The 17,772-nt window shown below is 57.9% G+C and carries 16 protein-coding genes and 1 other RNA gene; 12 read left to right on the forward strand and 5 right to left on the reverse strand.

The genetic code is table 11. The annotated features are described in order from the left end of the window. Window positions 1-60 precede the first annotated feature (60 nt). Window positions 61-696, forward strand: coding sequence for an arginine exporter ArgO (gene argO / locus A6013_RS06290; protein ID WP_047367435.1), 636 nt, complete (start codon window positions 61-63; stop codon window positions 694-696). Between the two features lie 92 nt (window positions 697-788). After that, entirely contained in the window at window positions 789-1,520 is a 732-nt protein-coding gene (locus tag A6013_RS06295) for an oxidative stress defense protein (RefSeq protein WP_028014336.1), read from the forward strand. A 43-nt stretch (window positions 1,521-1,563) separates the two neighbouring features. Here A6013_RS06295 and argP read toward each other — a convergent pair whose 3' ends face one another. Continuing rightward, a complete protein-coding gene (gene argP / locus A6013_RS06300) occupies window positions 1,564-2,457 on the reverse strand; it encodes a DNA-binding transcriptional regulator ArgP (protein ID WP_003860089.1) in 894 nt (297 codons plus the stop codon). Window positions 2,458-2,584: 127 nt separating this feature from the next. Between argP and rpiA the strand changes: the two genes are divergently transcribed. Together rpiA and serA are read left to right on the forward strand one after the other, a co-directional pair. Continuing rightward, on the forward strand, window positions 2,585-3,244 hold the full coding sequence (rpiA, locus tag A6013_RS06305; protein ID WP_003860091.1) for a ribose-5-phosphate isomerase RpiA: 660 nt from the start codon (window positions 2,585-2,587) through the stop codon (window positions 3,242-3,244). A gap of 266 nt (window positions 3,245-3,510) precedes the next feature. After that, window positions 3,511-4,743 carry a phosphoglycerate dehydrogenase gene (gene serA, locus A6013_RS06310; protein WP_041908347.1) on the forward strand — a complete coding sequence of 411 codons (1,233 nt, stop codon included), beginning with the start codon at window positions 3,511-3,513 and terminating at the stop codon, window positions 4,741-4,743. A gap of 96 nt (window positions 4,744-4,839) precedes the next feature. On the opposite strand, the gene A6013_RS06315 is transcribed toward serA, so the two are convergent. The 3 genes from A6013_RS06315 to zapA form a co-directional block, all read right to left on the reverse strand. Continuing rightward, window positions 4,840-5,436 (reverse strand): 5-formyltetrahydrofolate cyclo-ligase, encoded by a 597-nt coding sequence (locus A6013_RS06315; protein WP_069732734.1) that lies wholly within the window; start codon window positions 5,434-5,436, stop codon window positions 4,840-4,842. Between the two features lie 24 nt (window positions 5,437-5,460). Next, window positions 5,461-5,644: non-coding RNA, 6S RNA (gene ssrS / locus A6013_RS06320), on the reverse strand. 41 nt (window positions 5,645-5,685) lie between these two features. Continuing rightward, window positions 5,686-6,015: a cell division protein ZapA gene (gene zapA / locus A6013_RS06325; protein ID WP_006811891.1), complete on the reverse strand. Its 330-nt coding sequence runs from the start codon at window positions 6,013-6,015 to the stop codon at window positions 5,686-5,688. Between the two features lie 167 nt (window positions 6,016-6,182). Between zapA and A6013_RS06330 the strand changes: the two genes are divergently transcribed. The 8 genes from A6013_RS06330 to A6013_RS06365 all read left to right on the forward strand — a co-directional run bounded on the left by A6013_RS06330 (window position 6,183) and on the right by A6013_RS06365 (window position 16,205). Continuing rightward, the gene (locus A6013_RS06330) at window positions 6,183-6,761 is read left to right on the forward strand and encodes a YecA family protein (protein WP_028014333.1); all 579 of its coding nucleotides are present in this window, start codon (window positions 6,183-6,185) and stop codon (window positions 6,759-6,761) included. A 31-nt stretch (window positions 6,762-6,792) separates the two neighbouring features. Beyond that, window positions 6,793-8,106 (forward strand): Xaa-Pro aminopeptidase, encoded by a 1,314-nt coding sequence (gene pepP, locus A6013_RS06335; RefSeq protein ID WP_102863692.1) that lies wholly within the window; start codon window positions 6,793-6,795, stop codon window positions 8,104-8,106. Next, window positions 8,103-9,281, forward strand: a complete 1,179-nt coding sequence (ubiH, locus tag A6013_RS06340; RefSeq protein ID WP_069732736.1) for a 2-octaprenyl-6-methoxyphenyl hydroxylase — start codon at window positions 8,103-8,105, stop codon at window positions 9,279-9,281. Before pepP ends, ubiH begins: the two co-directional genes overlap by 4 nt. 12 nt (window positions 9,282-9,293) lie before the next feature. Next, the gene (gene ubiI / locus A6013_RS06345; protein ID WP_069732737.1) at window positions 9,294-10,496 is read left to right on the forward strand and encodes an FAD-dependent 2-octaprenylphenol hydroxylase; all 1,203 of its coding nucleotides are present in this window, start codon (window positions 9,294-9,296) and stop codon (window positions 10,494-10,496) included. Between the two features lie 397 nt (window positions 10,497-10,893). After that, a complete protein-coding gene (gcvT, locus tag A6013_RS06350) occupies window positions 10,894-11,988 on the forward strand; it encodes a glycine cleavage system aminomethyltransferase GcvT (RefSeq protein ID WP_069732738.1) in 1,095 nt (364 codons plus the stop codon). 23 nt (window positions 11,989-12,011) lie between these two features. Next, window positions 12,012-12,401, forward strand: a complete 390-nt coding sequence (gene gcvH / locus A6013_RS06355; RefSeq protein WP_008499718.1) for a glycine cleavage system protein GcvH — start codon at window positions 12,012-12,014, stop codon at window positions 12,399-12,401. A gap of 118 nt (window positions 12,402-12,519) precedes the next feature. Next, window positions 12,520-15,393, forward strand: coding sequence for an aminomethyl-transferring glycine dehydrogenase (gene gcvP / locus A6013_RS06360; RefSeq protein WP_028014328.1), 2,874 nt, complete (start codon window positions 12,520-12,522; stop codon window positions 15,391-15,393). 68 nt (window positions 15,394-15,461) lie between these two features. Next, window positions 15,462-16,205 carry an SDR family oxidoreductase gene (locus A6013_RS06365; protein WP_063155128.1) on the forward strand — a complete coding sequence of 248 codons (744 nt, stop codon included), beginning with the start codon at window positions 15,462-15,464 and terminating at the stop codon, window positions 16,203-16,205. Between the two features lie 50 nt (window positions 16,206-16,255). Here A6013_RS06365 and bglA read toward each other — a convergent pair whose 3' ends face one another. After that, window positions 16,256-17,689, reverse strand: coding sequence for a 6-phospho-beta-glucosidase BglA (gene bglA, locus A6013_RS06370; RefSeq protein WP_028014326.1), 1,434 nt, complete (start codon window positions 17,687-17,689; stop codon window positions 16,256-16,258). Window positions 17,690-17,772 lie beyond the last annotated feature (83 nt).

The following is a 17,772-nucleotide window of genomic DNA, read 5'->3' on the forward strand; positions in this document are numbered from 1 at the left end:
CCTCTAATGTGATTCGCGCAGTATAGTCAGCCTCCAGAACAACACTGCGAGAAAATCGTCATGCTATCTTATTATTTTCAAGGGCTTGCCTTAGGTGCGGCCATGATCCTTCCGCTCGGCCCGCAAAACGCCTTCGTGATGAATCAGGGCATTCGCCGCCAGTATCATCTGATGATTGCCCTGCTGTGCGCGGTGAGCGATCTGCTGCTGATTTGCGCCGGCATTTTTGGCGGCAGCGCGCTGCTGATGCAGTCCCCCTGGCTGCTGGCGCTGGTGACCTGGGGCGGCGTGGCGTTTCTGCTGTGGTACGGATTCGGTGCCCTGAAAACGGCGATGAGCAGCAACATTGAGCTGGCAAGTGCCGAAGTGATGAAGCAGGGCCGCTGGAAGATTATCGTCACCATGCTGGCGGTCACCTGGCTAAATCCGCACGTCTACCTCGACACCTTCGTAGTGCTGGGCAGCCTGGGCGGACAGCTGGACGTTGAGCCGAAACGCTGGTTTGCGCTCGGCACGGTCAGCGCCTCTTTCCTCTGGTTCTTCGGTCTCGCCATTCTGGCGGCATGGCTGGCGCCTCGTCTGCGGACTGCCAAAGCCCAGCGCATTATTAATACCCTGGTGGGGCTGGTGATGTGGTTTATTGCTTTTCAGCTGGCAAAAGAGGGCATTCACCACGTCCAGGAATTGTTCAACTAATCCTTGTCTTATGGACAACTGAGCAAGACCCGCTAAGCTTGCTGGCATGAGCCCTGTTGTTAGGGCACTCTTCGCAACATGGAGGAATGACAGTGAAGTTTAAAGTGATGGCCCTCGCGGCATTAGTAAGTTTCGGTGCGGTGTCGGCGCAGGCAAGTGAACTGCCGGATGGCCCGCACATCGTCACGTCAGGCACCGCAAGCGTGGACGCGGTACCGGATGTTGCAACCCTCGCAATTGAAGTGAATGTGGCGGCGAAAGATGCCGCTTCCGCCAAAAAACAGGCAGACGATCGTGTTGCGCAATATCTCTCTTTCCTGGAACAGAACGGTGTTGCTAAAAAAGACATCAGCTCTGCGAACCTGCGTACCCAGCCCGATTACGACTACCAGAACGGCAAAAGTATCCTGAAAGGCTATCGCGCCGTGCGCACTGTGGAAGTGACCGTGCGTCAGCTGGACAAGCTGAACTCTCTGCTGGACGGCGCGCTGAAGGCCGGCCTGAACGAAATCCGTTCCGTGTCGCTGGGCGTTGCGCAACCGGAGAAATACAAAGACGAAGCGCGTAAAGCGGCGATTGATGATGCCATTCATCAGGCGGAACAGCTGGCGTCTGGCTTCAAGAGCAAGCTTGGCCCGGTATACAGCGTGCGTTACCACGTCTCTAACTACCAGCCAAGCCCGATGGTTCGGATGATGAAGGCGGACGCCGCGCCGGTTTCTGCTCAGGAAACCTACGAGCAGCCAACGATTCAGTTCGACGATCAGGTTGATGTGGTGTTCCAGCTGGAACCCGTTGCAGCACAGCCGAAACCTGCACAATAATCAATAGGCCGGGTAAGGCGTAGCCGCCACCCGGCTTTTCATTTTAATCCTGTCTCAACACCTTATGTCCAAACGCCAGCAGCGCATCAGTCACGTTGCGCATCATGCGGCTTTCCGGCGCAAAACGGTGCCAGTAGAGCATCCGGCGCTGATACAGCCCCGGCGTCAGGTCAATCAACTCACCGCTTTTCAACTCTTTCTCAATCTGTAAATGCGGGATCATGCAGCAGGTGGTGCCCTGACGCGCCAGCTGCACGAAGGCTTCGGACGAGTTAACGATATGACACGGCACGCTGCCCGGCGGCAGGTCGAAGTTTTGCTGCAAAAACGCCTGGTGCATATCGTCCAGATGGTCGAACGCCACGGCAGGCGCCTTCAGCAGCGCGGCGCGGGTGACGCCATTCGGGAAGTAGCGCTCCGCAAAGGCTTTTGAACCGACAAACAGGTAGTCGAGCGCGCCCAGCTGATCGACAAGACAGCTTGGCAGGGCCTGAGGCTGGATACTGACCGCACCAACCACTTCGCCGCGACGCAGGCGCTCCTGGGTGCGGGTTTCATCTTCGACCTGAAGATTCAGGCGGATAGGGGAGTCGGCCAGCACCGGCGCAAGGGCCGGCAGCAGCCAGGTCGCCAGACTGTCGGCGTTCACCGCCAGCGAGAGCAGCAGCGGCGTGGAACCCGTTTGTTCGTCACCCAGCCACTCGTCTTCCAGCAGTTCAACCTGACGCAGCAGGGCGAGAAGCTTTTGCCCTTGCTCCGTTGGGCGCGGCGGTACGGTACGCACCAGCAGCGGCTGCCCGAACATGTTTTCAAGCTGTTTGATACGCTGTGATACGGCGGACTGGGTGATGCACAGCTTTTGCGCTGCGCGCTCAAAGCCGCGTTCACGAATAACTGCATCAAGTGCCTGTAGTGTTCTGTAGTCCGGACGTTTCATTGCTCTGGCTGGCTCCTAAATTTTGCTTAATCTGCACTATGACACAATTTTCCCTTCCTGGCAGACGAAATCCATTCGACGTGTTCTATAATGCGCCCTGAGTTTTCACACCACAGGCAAAACGATCATGACGCAGGATGAACTGAAAAAAGCAGTAGGATGGGCCGCTCTCCAGTACGTACAGCCAGGGACCATTGTCGGTGTTGGTACGGGGTCAACGGCGGCGCACTTTATCGATGCACTGGGCACGATGAAGGGGCAGATCGAGGGCGCGGTTTCCAGCTCCGATGCGTCCACGGAAAAGCTGAAAAGCCTCGGCATTACCGTTTTCGATCTCAACGAAGTGGATCGTCTGGGCATTTACGTTGATGGCGCGGATGAAATCAACGGCCATATGCAGATGATCAAAGGCGGCGGCGCGGCGCTGACCCGTGAAAAGATCATCGCCTCCGTGGCGGACAAGTTCATCTGCATCGCGGATGCCTCCAAGCAGGTCGACATTCTGGGTAATTTCCCGCTGCCGGTTGAAGTGATCCCGATGGCGCGCAGTGCGGTTGCCCGTCAGCTGGTTAAGCTGGGCGGCCGTCCGGAATACCGTCAGGGCGTGGTCACCGACAACGGTAACGTCATCCTCGATGTTCACGGTCTGGAGATTCTCGACGCGATTGCGCTGGAAAACGCCATCAACGGCATTCCAGGCGTCGTCACCGTAGGGTTATTTGCCAACCGCGGCGCGGATGTGGCGCTGATCGGTACGGCTGACGGTGTGAAAACCATCGTAAAATGATCTGACGGGGGGAGTGCTCCCCCCGCTAAAAAATTTTTGAAAAGCTAAATTTGGTGACTTGTGTCACGTTTTTCCGCCTCTTTTGCCGATCCTGCCACGTTTGTAAATTTCCTCAGCATTTTACTCTGTCATTTTGCCCTGTATGACTTTTCTTCAGAGTGCCGACGCAAACGTTCATATTGCTGCAATAGTTTTTTTTGATATGTTGGCTACAGCGGATTTTAATCCAGCACAACATCAGTTCAGATAAAAACAGGGTCGGGTAAATGGCAAAGGTATCACTGGAGAAAGACAAGATTAAATTCCTGCTGGTCGAGGGCGTGCACCAGAAAGCGCTTGATAGCCTTCGTGCGGCGGGTTACACCAACATCGAATTTCACAAAGGCGCGCTGGACACGGAAGAGCTGAAAGCCGCCATCCGTGATGCCCACTTCATTGGCCTGCGATCCCGTACCCATCTGACTGAAGACGTGATTGCCGCGGCAGAAAAGCTGGTTGCTATTGGCTGTTTCTGCATCGGCACCAACCAGGTCGACCTGAACGCTGCCGCAAAACGCGGTATCCCGGTCTTTAACGCCCCGTTCTCTAACACCCGTTCCGTGGCGGAGCTGGTAATTGGCGAGCTGCTGCTGCTGCTGCGCGGTATCCCGGAAGCTAACGCCAAAGCGCACCGTGGCGTGTGGAACAAACTGGCCGCTGGCTCATACGAAGCCCGTGGTAAAAAGCTGGGTATCATCGGCTACGGCCACATCGGTACCCAACTGGGGATCCTGGCGGAATCGCTGGGGATGCATGTCTACTTCTACGATATCGAAAGCAAGCTGCCGCTGGGTAACGCGACGCAGGTACAGCATCTTTCTGACCTGCTGAACATGAGCGATGTGGTCAGTCTGCACGTGCCGGAAAACGCCTCCACCAAAAACATGATGGGCGCGGAAGAGCTGGCGCTGATGAAGCCGGGATCTCTGCTGATCAACGCCGCGCGTGGTACGGTGGTCGATATCCCTGCGCTGTGCGATGCGCTGAAGCGTAAGCATCTGGCGGGGGCGGCCATCGACGTGTTCCCGACGGAACCGGCCACCAACAGCGATCCGTTTAACTCTCCGCTGTGCGAATTCGACAACGTGATCCTGACGCCGCACATCGGCGGTTCTACTCAGGAAGCGCAGGAGAATATCGGTCTGGAAGTGGCGGGTAAGCTGAGCAAATATTCCGACAACGGTTCAACGCTTTCTGCGGTGAACTTCCCGGAAGTGTCTCTGCCGCTGCACGGCGGTCGTCGTCTGCTGCACATCCATGAAAACCGTCCTGGCGTGCTGACCGCCATCAACCAGATTTTTGCCGAGCAGAGCGTTAACATTGCCGCCCAGTATCTGCAAACCAACTCGCAGATGGGTTATGTGGTTATCGATATTGAAGCCGATGAAGATGTTGCTGAGAAAGCGCTGCAGAGCATGAAGGCCATACCGGGAACGATTCGCGCGCGTCTGTTGTATTGATGGTGCGATCTGTGGTGTCGGGTGGCGGCTACGCCTTACCCGACCTACGTTGAGCTTTTGTAGGCCGGGTAAGCGTAAGCGCCACCCGGCTTTATGCTACCAAAGCCACGTTTTACCTGGCGTTACCACCGCAGGCAGCGGAATATCCCATTTCTCCACCGGCAAGGCTTCTACAGCCTGGCAATCATGCGCATACCCCACCGGCTGCAGCCCGTACTGCCGCCAGTTTTGCAGCGTCCGGTCATAGAACCCCCCGCCCATGCCTAATCGCTGGCCCTGCTCATCAAACGCCACCAGCGGCGTAATCAGCACGTCCAGCTGTGACAGCGGGAGTACGTCGCGCACGTCGAGTTTCGGTTCGGTAATTTTCAGACGATTCACCACCAACTCGCTGTGCGGATGGTAGTGCAGAAACAGCAGATTGCCCCGGCTGAACGGATGCAGTACCGGCAGGTAAACTTTTTTCCCGGCGCGCCAGAGCTGGTCGATAAGCGGCTGGGTGTCCAGTTCGCCGTCAAACGAGAGAAACAGCGCGACGGTGTTTGCCATCACCACGGGCGGATAGGCCATCATGCGGGCAGCGGCCTGCTGCGCAAAGTGTGCTTGTTGTGCGGACGTCAGGGCGCGACGACGCTGGCGAATGAGCTGACGGATGTCCTGGCGTGAAGCAGAAACTTCAGGGAATTGAGTCATGGTAGTCGGTAGAAGAAGAGAGAGGGAATCTCCGAGATGCCGCCGCAGGCTGTAACCCTTGAACCCTTGGTTCAAGGTGAATGTGTCGTCATAGTTTTAAGGCTTCTCGGACGAACCGAGCATGCTCACCAACCATGGAGCGCCACATTCTTGTGGTATGAAATATCGGCTCAGGGGACTGGCCCGCTTGCAAACATCTCAGAGAAATTTTGTCTTCACAGTTACTCTACCATAGTCAACTGCGAAGTGTTATTCAAACTTTGGTCCCGGTCTTTCGGGATTGCGACCTTGATCAAGCAACGCCTGTTCAATGGTCTGCTGGAGCATTTTAATGCGCTGCTCCATGCTAGCCGCGTAATCGCGGGTCTTCGCTTTTTCCTGAGTCAGTTCATAGCTGATGTTCAACGCGGCGATGAAAACCAGCTGCTCAGTATTTGTGACTCTAGTGCGTTCTTTTAGATCTTGCAACCGCTGATTCAAATCGTCCGCAGCCTGATTCAAAGCATCCCTTTGTTCAGGCGGACAATTCACTCGCAGTGAACGGCCAAAAATCTGGAGATCGACGGGTTGTGCAGACATGCCACCTTCCTGCTGATTGACTGCGCTGCCTTCGCTTACTGCCCCGGGGGCTGCGAAGGGGCGACACTATAGCTACCCTGATGTGAAGATACAAGCCCTTTTCTGGTATCACCAGGGTCCAAAGTGGTAGCATATCATGAATATCCTCCCTTTGATGACGAATGCGTATGTCTATACAGAACGAAATGCCTGGTTACAAGGATTTAAACCAGTTACTGAACCAGCAGGGCGTCGGTCTTACCCCTGCCGAAATGCACGGTCTGATCAGCGGCATACTGTGCGGCGGAAACAGCGACAGCTCATGGCAGCCGCTGATCCACGACCTCACCAACGAAGGGCTGGCGTTTGGCCACGAACTGGCGGAAGCGCTGCGAAAAATGCACGCGGCAACCAGCGATTCGCTGGAAGACGATGGCTTCCTTTTTCAGCTTTATCTGCCTGAAGGCGACGATGTCAGCGTCTTCGATCGCGCCGATGCGCTCGCGGGGTGGGTAAACCACTATCTGCTTGGCCTGGGCGTCACCCAGCCTAAGCTTGATAAAGTCACCGGCGAAGCGGGTGAAGCGATTGACGATCTGCGCAACATCGCCCAGCTTGGTTACGATGAAGAGGAAGATCAGGAAGAGCTGGAAATGTCTCTCGAAGAGATCATCGAGTACGTGCGCGTGGCGGCGCTGCTGTGCCACGACAACTTTACGCGCTCGCAGCCGACCGCGCCGGAAGTTCGCAAGCCAACCTTACATTAAGAAAAATAACGCACAGGAGGGTGTCATGGTTATCTCGCAACAAGAGTATTTGCGCCGTCGTCAGGCGCTGCTGGCAAACATGCAGCCGGGAAGCGCGGCGCTGATTTTTGCCGCGCCGGAAGTGACGCGCAGCGCCGACAGCGAATACCCCTATCGCCAGAGCAGCGATTTCTGGTACTTCACCGGCTTCAACGAGCCGGAAGCGGTGCTGGTGCTGATTAAGAGCAATGACACCCACAACCACAGCGTGATTTTCAACCGCGTACGAGACTTAACCGCTGAGATCTGGTTTGGCCGCCGCTTAGGGCAAGAGGCCGCCCCGGAAAAGCTGGGCGTTGACCGCGCGCTGGCGTTTAGCGAAATCAACCAGCAGCTCTATCAGCTGCTTAATGGCCTCGACGTGCTCTACCACGCGCAGGGCGAATACGCCTACGCCGATGAGATTGTTTTCAACGCGCTGGAAAAACTGCGTAAAGGCTCGCGGCAGAACCTGTCCGCGCCCGCAACCCTCACGGACTGGCGTCCGGTGGTGCACGAGATGCGTCTGTTCAAATCTGAAGAAGAGCTGAACGTGCTGCGCCGTGCGGGCGAAATCAGCGCCCTGGCGCACACCCGCGCGATGGAAAAATGTCGTCCCGGAATGTTTGAATACCAGCTGGAAGGCGAAATTCACCACGAATTTAACCGCCACGGCGCGCGTTATCCCTCCTACAACACCATCGTTGGCGGCGGGGAAAACGGCTGCATTCTGCACTACACCGAAAACGAAAGCGCGCTGCGCGACGGCGATCTGGTGCTGATTGACGCCGGTTGCGAATATCAGGGCTACGCGGGCGACATCACGCGTACCTTCCCGGTGAACGGCAAGTTTTCGCCAGCGCAGCGGGCGATTTATGACATCGTTCTCGAATCACTCGAGACGGCGCTGAAGCTGTATCGCCCGGGCACCTCCATTCAGGTGGTGACCGGTGAGGTGGTGCGCATCATGATTACCGGGCTGGTTAAGCTTGGGATCCTCAAAGGGGATGTCGATACCCTGATTACCGAGAATGCTCACCGCCCGTACTTTATGCACGGCCTGAGCCATTGGCTGGGGCTGGACGTGCACGACGTGGGCGCGTACGGCCCTGAACGTTCGCGCGTGCTTGAACCGGGCATGGTGCTGACCGTCGAGCCGGGCCTGTACATCGCGCCGGATGCCGACGTGCCAGAGGAATACCGCGGAATTGGCATTCGTATTGAAGACGACATCGTCATCACCGAAACCGGCAACGAAAACCTGACCGCGAGCGTGGTGAAAAAAGCGGACGATATCGAGGCGCTGATGGCAGCGGCGCGCGTATGAGCGTGATTATCGTTGGCGGCGGCATGACTGGCGCCACGCTGGCGTTAGCCATCTCGCATTTGACGAAGGGGCAGCTTCCGGTGCATCTGGTTGAAGCCGTCGCGCCGCAGGCGAAGAATCACCCTGGGTTTGATTCCCGCGCCATTGCCCTGGCGCAGGGCACCTGCCAGCAGCTATCCCGCATTGGCATCTGGCAGGCCATCGCCGACTGCGCTACCGCCATTAATACCGTGCACGTGAGCGATCGCGGTCATGCCGGGTTTGTGACGCTGGATGCCCATGATTACCGTATTGACGCGCTGGGTCAGGTCGTTGAACTGCACGATATTGGCCTGCGCCTGTTCCGCCTGTTGCAGGACGCGCCGGGCGTCACGTTGCACTGCCCGGCACGCGTTGCCAGCTTCACCCGCAGTGAAGACGCGGTCAGCGTAACGCTGGACAATGGCACCGTGCTTGACGGACAGCTTCTGGTGGCGGCTGACGGGTCGCGCTCGGCGCTCGGCACCCAGTGCGGCGTAGAGTGGCGGCAGCAGCCTTACGGGCAGGTCGCGGTTATCGCGAACGTCTCGACCGCAGCAGAACACAACGGCCGGGCGTTTGAGCGCTTCACCCGGCACGGCCCGCTGGCGATGCTGCCGATGACGGGCGGGCGCTGCTCGCTGGTCTGGTGCCACCCGCAGGAAAAGGCCGAAGAGGTTAAATCCTGGTCCGACGAACGTTTTTGTACCGAGCTGCAGAAAGCCTTTGGCTGGCGGCTGGGGCGTATTACCCATGCCGGGAAACGTGCGGTCTATCCGCTGTCGTTAACCACGGCATCACAGTCTGTTTCTCACCGCGTGGCGCTGGTCGGCAATGCGGCGCAAACCCTCCACCCCATCGCCGGGCAGGGCTTTAACCTTGGCCTGCGGGATGTGATGAGCCTGGCCGAAACGCTTTCGCAGGCGTGGAGCGAACAAAAAGACTGTGGCGCTTACCCGGTGCTAAGCCATTACCAGACGCGACGTCAGGCCGATAAAGAGGCGACAATTGGCGTCACCGATGGTTTAGTCCATCTCTTTGCCAATCGCTGGGCGCCGCTGGTTGTTGGCCGCAACCTCGGGCTGATGGCGATGGAACTGTTCATTCCGGCACGTGACGTGCTGGCGCAGCGGACCCTGGGTTGGGTCGCGCGTTAAGGAGTTATCACTGTGCAAAATGTTGATGTTGCCATCGTTGGCGGCGGAATGGTTGGGCTGGCGCTGGCCTGTGGATTACAGGGCAGCGGACTGCGCGTGGCCGTGCTGGAGCAAAAGCAGCCCCAGCCTGTCGCATTTGATGCCCCGCCGGAACTCCGCGTGTCGGCGATTAACGCGGCCAGCGAAAAGCTTTTGACGCGTCTCGGCGTATGGTTAGATATCGTCGCCCAGCGCGCCAGCTGCTATCACGGCATGGAAGTGTGGGACAAAGACAGCTTTGGCCATATTGCCTTTGATGATGAAAGCATGGGCTATAGCCATCTGGGGCACATCGTTGAAAACGCGGTGATCCACCACGCGCTGTGGCAGAAAGCAGAGCAGTGCAGCGACGTGACGCTGGTTGCGCCTGCGCAGATCCAGCAGGTGGCATGGGGCGAAAACGAGGCGTTTATCACCCTGCAAAGCGGCGACATGCTGACCGCGCGTCTGGTGGTCGGTGCCGACGGCGCTAACTCCTGGCTGCGCAGCAAGGCCGATATCCCGCTGACGTACTGGGATTACCGCCATCATGCGATGGTGGCAACGATCCGTACTGAAGAGCCGCACGGCGGCGTTGCGCGGCAGATTTTCCACAACGACGGCATACTGGCGTTCCTGCCGCTTGCCGATCCTCACCTGTGCTCAATTGTCTGGTCCCTGGTGCCGGAGAAAGCGCAGCAGATGCAGGATGCGACGCCGGAGGCCTTTAACCAGGCGCTGTGCGTGGCGTTTGATAACCGCCTTGGCCTGTGCACGCTTGAAAGCGAGCGGCTGGTTTTCCCGTTAACCGGCCGCTACGCGCGTCAGTTTGCCGCGCACCGTCTGGCGCTGGTGGGGGATGCGGCCCATACCATTCATCCGCTGGCCGGGCAGGGCGTTAACCTCGGCTTTATGGACGCGGCGGAACTGGTGGAAGAACTGCGTCGCCTGCACCGTGAAGGTAAAGATATCGGCCAGCATCTGTATCTGCGTCGCTACGAGCGCAGCCGCAAGCACAGTGCGGCGATGATGCTGGCAGGAATGCAGGGCTTCCGCGAGCTGTTTGCCGGGGCAAATCCGGCGAAAAAACTGCTGCGCGATATCGGCCTCAAGCTGGCCGACACCCTTCCCGGCGTCAAACCTCAACTTCTTCGTCAGGCAATGGGTCTTAACGATCTTCCCGACTGGTTACGCTAACCTCGATCCCCGTCACACTTTATTTTCCCGGCCTCTGCGCCGGGGAAATCCCCTCGTTTGAAATATTCTAATTCCACGCCATTTTTCGCATTAGTTATTCTCATGTCGTGATTTTTACGTGACGGAAATTCGGCCCATTTTTCCGCATGAAATATCACCATGTGCTAAATCCTGTTAGATCATTGTTAATTTTGTGCGGGGTTAATCGCATTTTTCCAGTGAATAACTCTGTAGGCTTTTCAGCGTTTTTTGGTCATAAGCTAATGTGATGACCCGTTTTACCTTATGGTTAACCGCCGGTTTCGGTGGTAAGTTCAGGTAAAAGAGAACGTTTGCGTCGGCATTCGGGAACGAGGCCGATACCGGGTTTCACGGTGAATTTTTCAACGAGGACAAGATGGCTCAACAGACTCCTTTGTACGAACAGCACGTGTTATGCGGCGCCCGCATGGTGGACTTCCATGGCTGGATGATGCCGCTGCACTACGGCTCGCAGATTGATGAGCACCACGCGGTGCGCACCGATGCCGGTATGTTCGACGTGTCCCACATGACGATTGTCGATCTGCACGGTAGCCGCACCCGGGAGTTTTTGCGTTATCTGCTGGCAAACGACGTCGCCAAACTGAAGACGCCGGGCAAAGCGCTCTATACCGGCATGCTCAATGCCTCGGGCGGCGTGATTGACGACCTTATCGTCTACTACTTCACCGAAGATTTCTTCCGCCTCGTTGTAAACTCCGCCACCCGCGAAAAAGACCTCTCCTGGATCACCCAACACGCCGAACCTTATGCCGTCGACATCACCGTCCGTGACGATCTGTCGCTGATCGCCGTGCAGGGGCCGAACGCGCAGGCAAAAGCCGCCTCTCTCTTTAACGACGAGCAGCGCACCGCCACCGAAGGCATGAAGCCGTTCTTCGGCGTGCAGGCGGGGGATCTGTTTATCGCCACCACCGGCTATACCGGTGAAGCGGGCTACGAAATTGCGATGCCGAACGAGAAAGCTGCCGATTTCTGGCGTGCGCTGGTAGAAGCGGGCGTGAAGCCTGCGGGTCTGGGCGCGCGCGATACGCTGCGTCTGGAAGCGGGCATGAACCTCTACGGTCAGGAAATGGATGAAGGCGTCTCTCCGCTGGCGGCCAACATGGGCTGGACCATCGCGTGGGAACCGGCTGACCGTGATTTTATTGGCCGTGAAGCGCTGGAGATGCAGCGCGAGAAGGGCACCGAACAGCTGGTGGGACTGGTGATGAAGGAAAAAGGCGTGCTACGCGGCGAGCTGCCGGTGCGCTTTACCGATGCTGACGGCAATCATCGCGAAGGCGTGATCACCAGCGGTACCTTCTCCCCGACGCTGGGCTACAGTATTGCACTGGCTCGCGTGCCGGCGGGCATTGGCGACACGGCGGTAGTGCAAATCCGCAACCGCGAAATGCCGGTCCACGTGACCAAACCGATTTTTGTTCGCGCCGGTAAGCCGGTCGCCTAACTATTTTTATCAGGAGAACTTCAATGAGCAATGTGCCAGCAGAACTGAAATACAGCAAAGAACACGAGTGGCTGCGCAAAGAGGCGGACGGCACTTACACCGTAGGGATCACCGAGCACGCGCAAGAGCTGCTGGGCGACATGGTGTTTGTTGACCTGCCTGACGTGGGCACGACTGTTAGCGCGGGCGACGACTGCGCCGTTGCGGAGTCCGTAAAAGCGGCATCAGACATCTACGCACCGGTAAGCGGTGAGATTGTTGCGGTCAACGATGCGCTGAGCGACTCGCCAGAGCTGGTCAACAGCGAGCCTTATGAAGGCGGCTGGATCTTCAAGATCAAAGCCAGCGACGAATCGCAAGTTGCCGCGCTGCTGGATGCAACCGCGTACGAAGCACTACTGGAAGACGAATAACGTTGTGCCGGATGGCGCTGCGCTTATCCGCCTTACAGGGCCCGCTAAGCGGTAGCGCCACCGGGCAACAGCGTTACAGATAACTACGATTCACTGCACGTATCAGGAACCATCGCTCATGACACAGACTTTAAGCCAGCTTGAAAACCGTGGCGCCTTCATTGAACGTCACATTGGGCCGGATGCTCAGCAACAGCAGGAGATGCTGAAGACGGTTGGCGCGGATTCATTAGACGCACTGATCGGCCAGATTGTGCCAAAAGACATCCAGCTTGCCACGCCGCCTCAGGTAGGGGAAGCCACCACGGAGTTCGCCGCGCTGGCGGAGCTGAAGGCTATTGCAGGCCTCAACAAGCGCTATAAGTCTTACATTGGCATGGGCTACACCAACGTGCAGTTACCGCCGGTTATCCTGCGCAACATGCTGGAAAACCCGGGCTGGTACACCGCTTACACCCCTTATCAGCCAGAAGTCTCCCAGGGGCGTCTGGAAGCGCTGCTGAACTTCCAGCAGGTGACGCTGGATCTGACCGGTATGGATATCGCTTCCGCCTCTCTGCTGGATGAAGCGACCGCTGCTGCCGAAGCGATGGCGATGGCAAAACGCGTAAGCAAGCTGAAAAATGCTAACCGCTTCTTCGTGGCGGCGGACGTGCATCCCCAGACGCTGGACGTGGTGCGCACCCGTGCAGAAACCTTCGGTTTTGAGGTGATCGTCGACGACGCCGACAAAGTGCTGGATCACCAGGACGTCTTCGGCGTGCTGCTGCAGCAGGTGGGTACCACCGGCGAAGTTCACGACTACGGCGCGCTGATTGCCGAGCTGAAATCCCGCAAAGTGGTTGTCAGCGTTGCCGCCGATTTTATGGCGCTGGTGCTGCTGACGGCGCCGGGCAAACAGGGCGCGGATATTGTATTCGGCTCCGCGCAGCGCTTCGGCGTGCCGATGGGCTACGGCGGCCCGCACGCGGCGTTCTTCGGCGCGAAAGATGAATTCAAACGCTCCATGCCAGGCCGTATCATTGGCGTGTCAAAAGATGCTGCCGGTAATACCGCGTTGCGCATGGCGATGCAGACCCGCGAGCAGCATATCCGCCGCGAGAAAGCGAACTCCAACATCTGTACTTCCCAGGTACTGCTGGCAAACATCGCCAGCCTGTATGCGGTATTCCACGGTCCGGCTGGCCTGAAGCGCATTGCCAGCCGCATTCACCGCCTGGCCGATATTCTGGCCTGCGGCCTGCAGCAGAAGGGCCTCAAGCTGCGCCACGCGCACTACTTCGACACCCTGTGCGTGGAAGTGGCAGACAAAGCCGCCGTGCTGGCGCGCGCGAATGCAGCAGAAATCAACCTGCGCAGCGACATCCACAACGCGGTCGGCATTACGCTGGATGAAAGCACCACTCGCGACGATATCCTGAGCCTGTTCAGCGTGTTGCTGGGCGACGCACACGGTCTGGACGTTGATACGCTCGACAAAGAGGTCGCGCTCGACAGCCGCTCCATTCAGGAAAGCATGCTGCGCAATGACGCGATCCTGACTCACCCGGTGTTCAATCGCTATCACAGCGAAACCGAGATGATGCGCTATATGCACTCTCTGGAGCGCAAGGATCTGGCGCTGAACCAGGCGATGATCCCGCTGGGCTCCTGCACCATGAAGCTGAACGCTGCGGCAGAGATGATCCCGATTACCTGGCCTGAATTCTCCGAACTGCACCCGTTCTGCCCGCCAGAACAGGCGGAAGGCTATCACATGATGATCAACCAGCTTTCAGACTGGCTGGTGAAGCTGACCGGTTACGACGCGCTCTGCATGCAGCCGAACTCCGGCGCACAGGGTGAATACGCGGGCCTGCTGGCGATCCGTCACTATCACGAAAGCCGTAACGAAGGTCACCGCGATATCTGCCTGATCCCAAGCTCCGCCCACGGCACCAACCCGGCCTCAGCCCAGATGGCGGGCATGGAAGTGGTGGTGGTCGCGTGCGATAAGAACGGCAACATCGATTTGGCCGACCTGCGTGCGAAAGCCGAGCAGGCGGGCGACAAGCTCTCCTGCATCATGGTGACCTACCCGTCCACCCACGGCGTGTACGAAGAGACCATCCGTGAAGTGTGCGAAGTGGTGCACCAGTTTGGCGGTCAGGTATACCTCGACGGCGCGAACATGAACGCTCAGGTGGGCATTACCTCTCCGGGCTTTATCGGCGCGGACGTGTCGCACCTGAACCTGCATAAAACCTTCTGCATTCCGCACGGCGGTGGCGGCCCGGGCATGGGGCCAATCGGCGTGAAAGCGCACCTGGCGCCGTTTGTGCCGGGCCACAGCGTGGTGCAGATTGAAGGCATGCTGACCCGTCAGGGCGCGGTCTCTGCGGCACCGTTCGGTAGCGCATCAATCCTGCCAATCAGCTGGATGTACATCCGCATGATGGGCGCGGAAGGGCTGAAGCAGGCGAGCCAGGTGGCTATTCTGAACGCCAACTACATTGCGACTCGCCTGAAGTCTGCCTTCCCGGTGCTCTATACCGGCCGCGACGGTCGCGTGGCGCACGAGTGCATTCTGGATATTCGTCCGCTGAAAGAGCAGACCGGCATCAGCGAGCTGGATATCGCCAAGCGTCTGATCGACTACGGCTTCCACGCGCCAACCATGTCGTTCCCGGTTGCGGGGACGCTGATGGTGGAGCCGACCGAGTCTGAAAGCAAAGCCGAGCTGGACCGCTTTATCGACGCGATGCTGGCCATCCGCATGGAGATCGACCGCGTGCAGGACGGCGAATGGACGCTGGAAGATAACCCGCTGGTCAACGCCCCGCATACCCAGCACGAGATGGTGGCAGAGTGGAACCACGGTTACTCCCGCGAGCTGGCCGTCTTCCCGGCTGGCGTGGCAAACAAATACTGGCCGACCGTGAAGCGTCTTGATGACGTTTACGGCGACCGTAATCTGTTCTGCTCCTGCGTGCCGATGAGCGAATACCAGTAATTATTTGCCATACTGTAGGCCGGGTAAGCGTAAGCGCCACCCGGCTTTTTTTTATCTGGAGGTTGTGAATGGCAATTGCACTGGTCACCGGCGCGAGCCGGGGCATTGGGAAAGCCACCGCGCTGCAGCTGGCACGTGAAGGCTACACCGTGGCGGTGAACTATTACCACAACATTAAAGCCGCGACGGACGTTATCAATCAGATCGTTGAGGCCGGCGGTAAAGCGTTTGCCGTGCGTGCGGACATCAGCGATGAAGCTCAGGTGCTGGCGATGTTTGACAGCATCGATCGTGAAGGTGAGCCGCTTCGCGCGCTGGTCAATAATGCAGGCATTCTGTTTGAGCAATCCACCATTGAGAATCTCTCCGCAGAGCGCATTAACCGCGTGCTGGCGACCAACGTCACGGGTTACTTTCTCTGCTGTCGTGAAGCGGTGAAACGCATGTCCACCAAGCATGGCGGCAAGGGCGGGGCGATTGTGAATGTCTCTTCCGCCGCGTCTCGTCTGGGCGCGCCGGGTGAGTATGTCGATTACGCTGCTTCCAAAGGCGCGGTAGATTCGCTGACAACCGGGCTATCGCTGGAGGTGGCGGCGCAGGGTATCCGCGTGAACTGCGTGCGGCCTGGGCTGATTTATACCGATATCCATGCTTCCGGCGGAGAGCCGGGGCGAGTGGATCGCGTGAAATCGTTACTGCCGATGCAGCGCGGCGGCCAGCCGGAAGAGGTGGCGCAGGCGATTGTCTGGCTGCTGAGCGAGAAGGCGTCTTACGTGACGGGCAGTTTTATCGAGCTGGCTGGCGGGAAGTAAACCCCTCATCCTAACCCTCTCCCCAAAGGGAGAGGGTTAGGTGCCCGGCGTTAAAGTTTCTCGCCGTTGCTGGCAATCACGCCTTTATACCACTCGAAGCTCTTCTTACGGGAGCGCGACATGTCGCCCGTGCCGTCGTCGTGCTTGTTGACGTAGATAAAGCCGTAGCGCTTGCTGTACTGACCGGTGGTGAACGACACGCAGTCGATGCAGCCCCACGGCGTATAGCCCATCAGATCCACGCCATCGTGCGTGACGGCTTTGATCATCTCTTCCACGTGGGCACGTAGATAGTCGATGCGATAGTCATCGTTGATGCTGCCGTCTTCTTCCACCTTGTCGTAGGCACCGAAACCGTTCTCAACGATAAACAGCGGTTTCTGATAACGCTCGTACAGTTCGCACAGGGAATAACGCAGGCCCACCGGGTCAATCTGCCAGCCCCAGTCGGACGCCTTCACGTGCGGGTTCGGCACACTGCCTTCAAAGCCGGAAATGGCGTCACCTGTGCCGCCTTCCGCCTTCACCGCGTTGGTCATGTAGTAGCTGAAGCCTAAGTAGTCGCAGGTACCTTCACGCAGGATCTGCTCGTCGCCCGCCTCCATTTTGATGGAAAAGCCGCGGCGCTCCCACTCGTTCAGCACGTAGGACGGGTAGTAACCACGCAGCTGGACGTCGGTAAAGACATAGCGCTCGCGCATGGATTCCTGGGCGAACATCACGTCTTCCGGCTTGCAGGAGAACGGATAGAGCGCCACCATCGCCAGCATGCAGCCGACTTTCATCTCCGGGTTGATGCGGCGCGCGGCTTTCACCGCCAGGGCGCTGGCCACAAACTGGTGGTGCAGCACCTGGTACATGGTCTCTTCCGGGTTGTCATGTTCGGTGTAGACCACGCCCGAGCAGCAGTAGCCGAACAGCGGGGCGCGCCAGTTGCGCTGGTTGTTGATTTCGTTGAAGGTCATCCAGTATTTGACCTTGTGCTTGTAGCGCTCAAACACCACTTCCGCGAAGCGCACGAAGAAATCGACCACTTTGCGGTTGGTCCAGCTACCGTACTCCTGCACCAGGTGCAGCGGCATTTCGAAGTGGGAGAGGGTGATCACCGGTTCGATGTTGTACTTCAGCAGCTCATCGAACATGTCGTCGTAAAACTTCAGCCCTTCTTCGTTTGGCTGCGTTTCGTCACCTTTCGGGAAGATGCGCGTCCAGGCGATAGAGGTACGGAAACACTTGAAGCCCATCTCGGCAAATAGCTTGATGTCTTCTTTATAGTGGCCGTGGAAGTCGATGGCTTCGTGGTTTGGGTAGTATTTACCCGGCACCACCTCCTGCGTGATTTCGCGCGGCACGCCGTGTGCGCCGCCGGTCAGCACGTCGCAAATGCTTGGCCCTTTGCCGCCTTTGTTCCAGCCGCCTTCAACCTGATGAGCGGCAACCGCGCCGCCCCATAAAAAATCTTTCGGTAAGGTTATTTTTTTCATCGCTGCTATTCTCAATAAATGGCTTATTGGCATTGAGTCTAGCAAAGCGAAATTGAATGTCACGATATAACAATTTGCGAAAA

Origin of the sequence: Enterobacter sp. IF2SW-B1 (assembly GCF_001743375.1) — a bacterium.
Lineage (GTDB): Bacteria > Pseudomonadota > Gammaproteobacteria > Enterobacterales > Enterobacteriaceae > Enterobacter > Enterobacter bugandensis.

What these genes read in the sequence shown, in the direction of transcription:
- A6013_RS06365 (WP_063155128.1), top strand. Translation starts at nt 15,462, where the DNA reads ATGGCAATTGCACTGGTCACCGGCGCGAGCCGGGGCATTGGGAAAGCC.
- argP (WP_003860089.1), bottom strand. Translation starts at nt 2,457, where the DNA reads ATGAAACGTCCGGACTACAGAACACTACAGGCACTTGATGCAGTTATT.
- argO (WP_047367435.1), top strand. Translation starts at nt 61, where the DNA reads ATGCTATCTTATTATTTTCAAGGGCTTGCCTTAGGTGCGGCCATGATC.
- rpiA (WP_003860091.1), top strand. Translation starts at nt 2,585, where the DNA reads ATGACGCAGGATGAACTGAAAAAAGCAGTAGGATGGGCCGCTCTCCAG.
- gcvP (WP_028014328.1), top strand. Translation starts at nt 12,520, where the DNA reads ATGACACAGACTTTAAGCCAGCTTGAAAACCGTGGCGCCTTCATTGAA.
- bglA (WP_028014326.1), bottom strand. Translation starts at nt 17,689, where the DNA reads ATGAAAAAAATAACCTTACCGAAAGATTTTTTATGGGGCGGCGCGGTT.
- gcvH (WP_008499718.1), top strand. Translation starts at nt 12,012, where the DNA reads ATGAGCAATGTGCCAGCAGAACTGAAATACAGCAAAGAACACGAGTGG.
- A6013_RS06330 (WP_028014333.1), top strand. Translation starts at nt 6,183, where the DNA reads ATGTCTATACAGAACGAAATGCCTGGTTACAAGGATTTAAACCAGTTA.
- serA (WP_041908347.1), top strand. Translation starts at nt 3,511, where the DNA reads ATGGCAAAGGTATCACTGGAGAAAGACAAGATTAAATTCCTGCTGGTC.
- zapA (WP_006811891.1), bottom strand. Translation starts at nt 6,015, where the DNA reads ATGTCTGCACAACCCGTCGATCTCCAGATTTTTGGCCGTTCACTGCGA.
- ubiH (WP_069732736.1), top strand. Translation starts at nt 8,103, where the DNA reads ATGAGCGTGATTATCGTTGGCGGCGGCATGACTGGCGCCACGCTGGCG.
- gcvT (WP_069732738.1), top strand. Translation starts at nt 10,894, where the DNA reads ATGGCTCAACAGACTCCTTTGTACGAACAGCACGTGTTATGCGGCGCC.
- A6013_RS06315 (WP_069732734.1), bottom strand. Translation starts at nt 5,436, where the DNA reads ATGACTCAATTCCCTGAAGTTTCTGCTTCACGCCAGGACATCCGTCAG.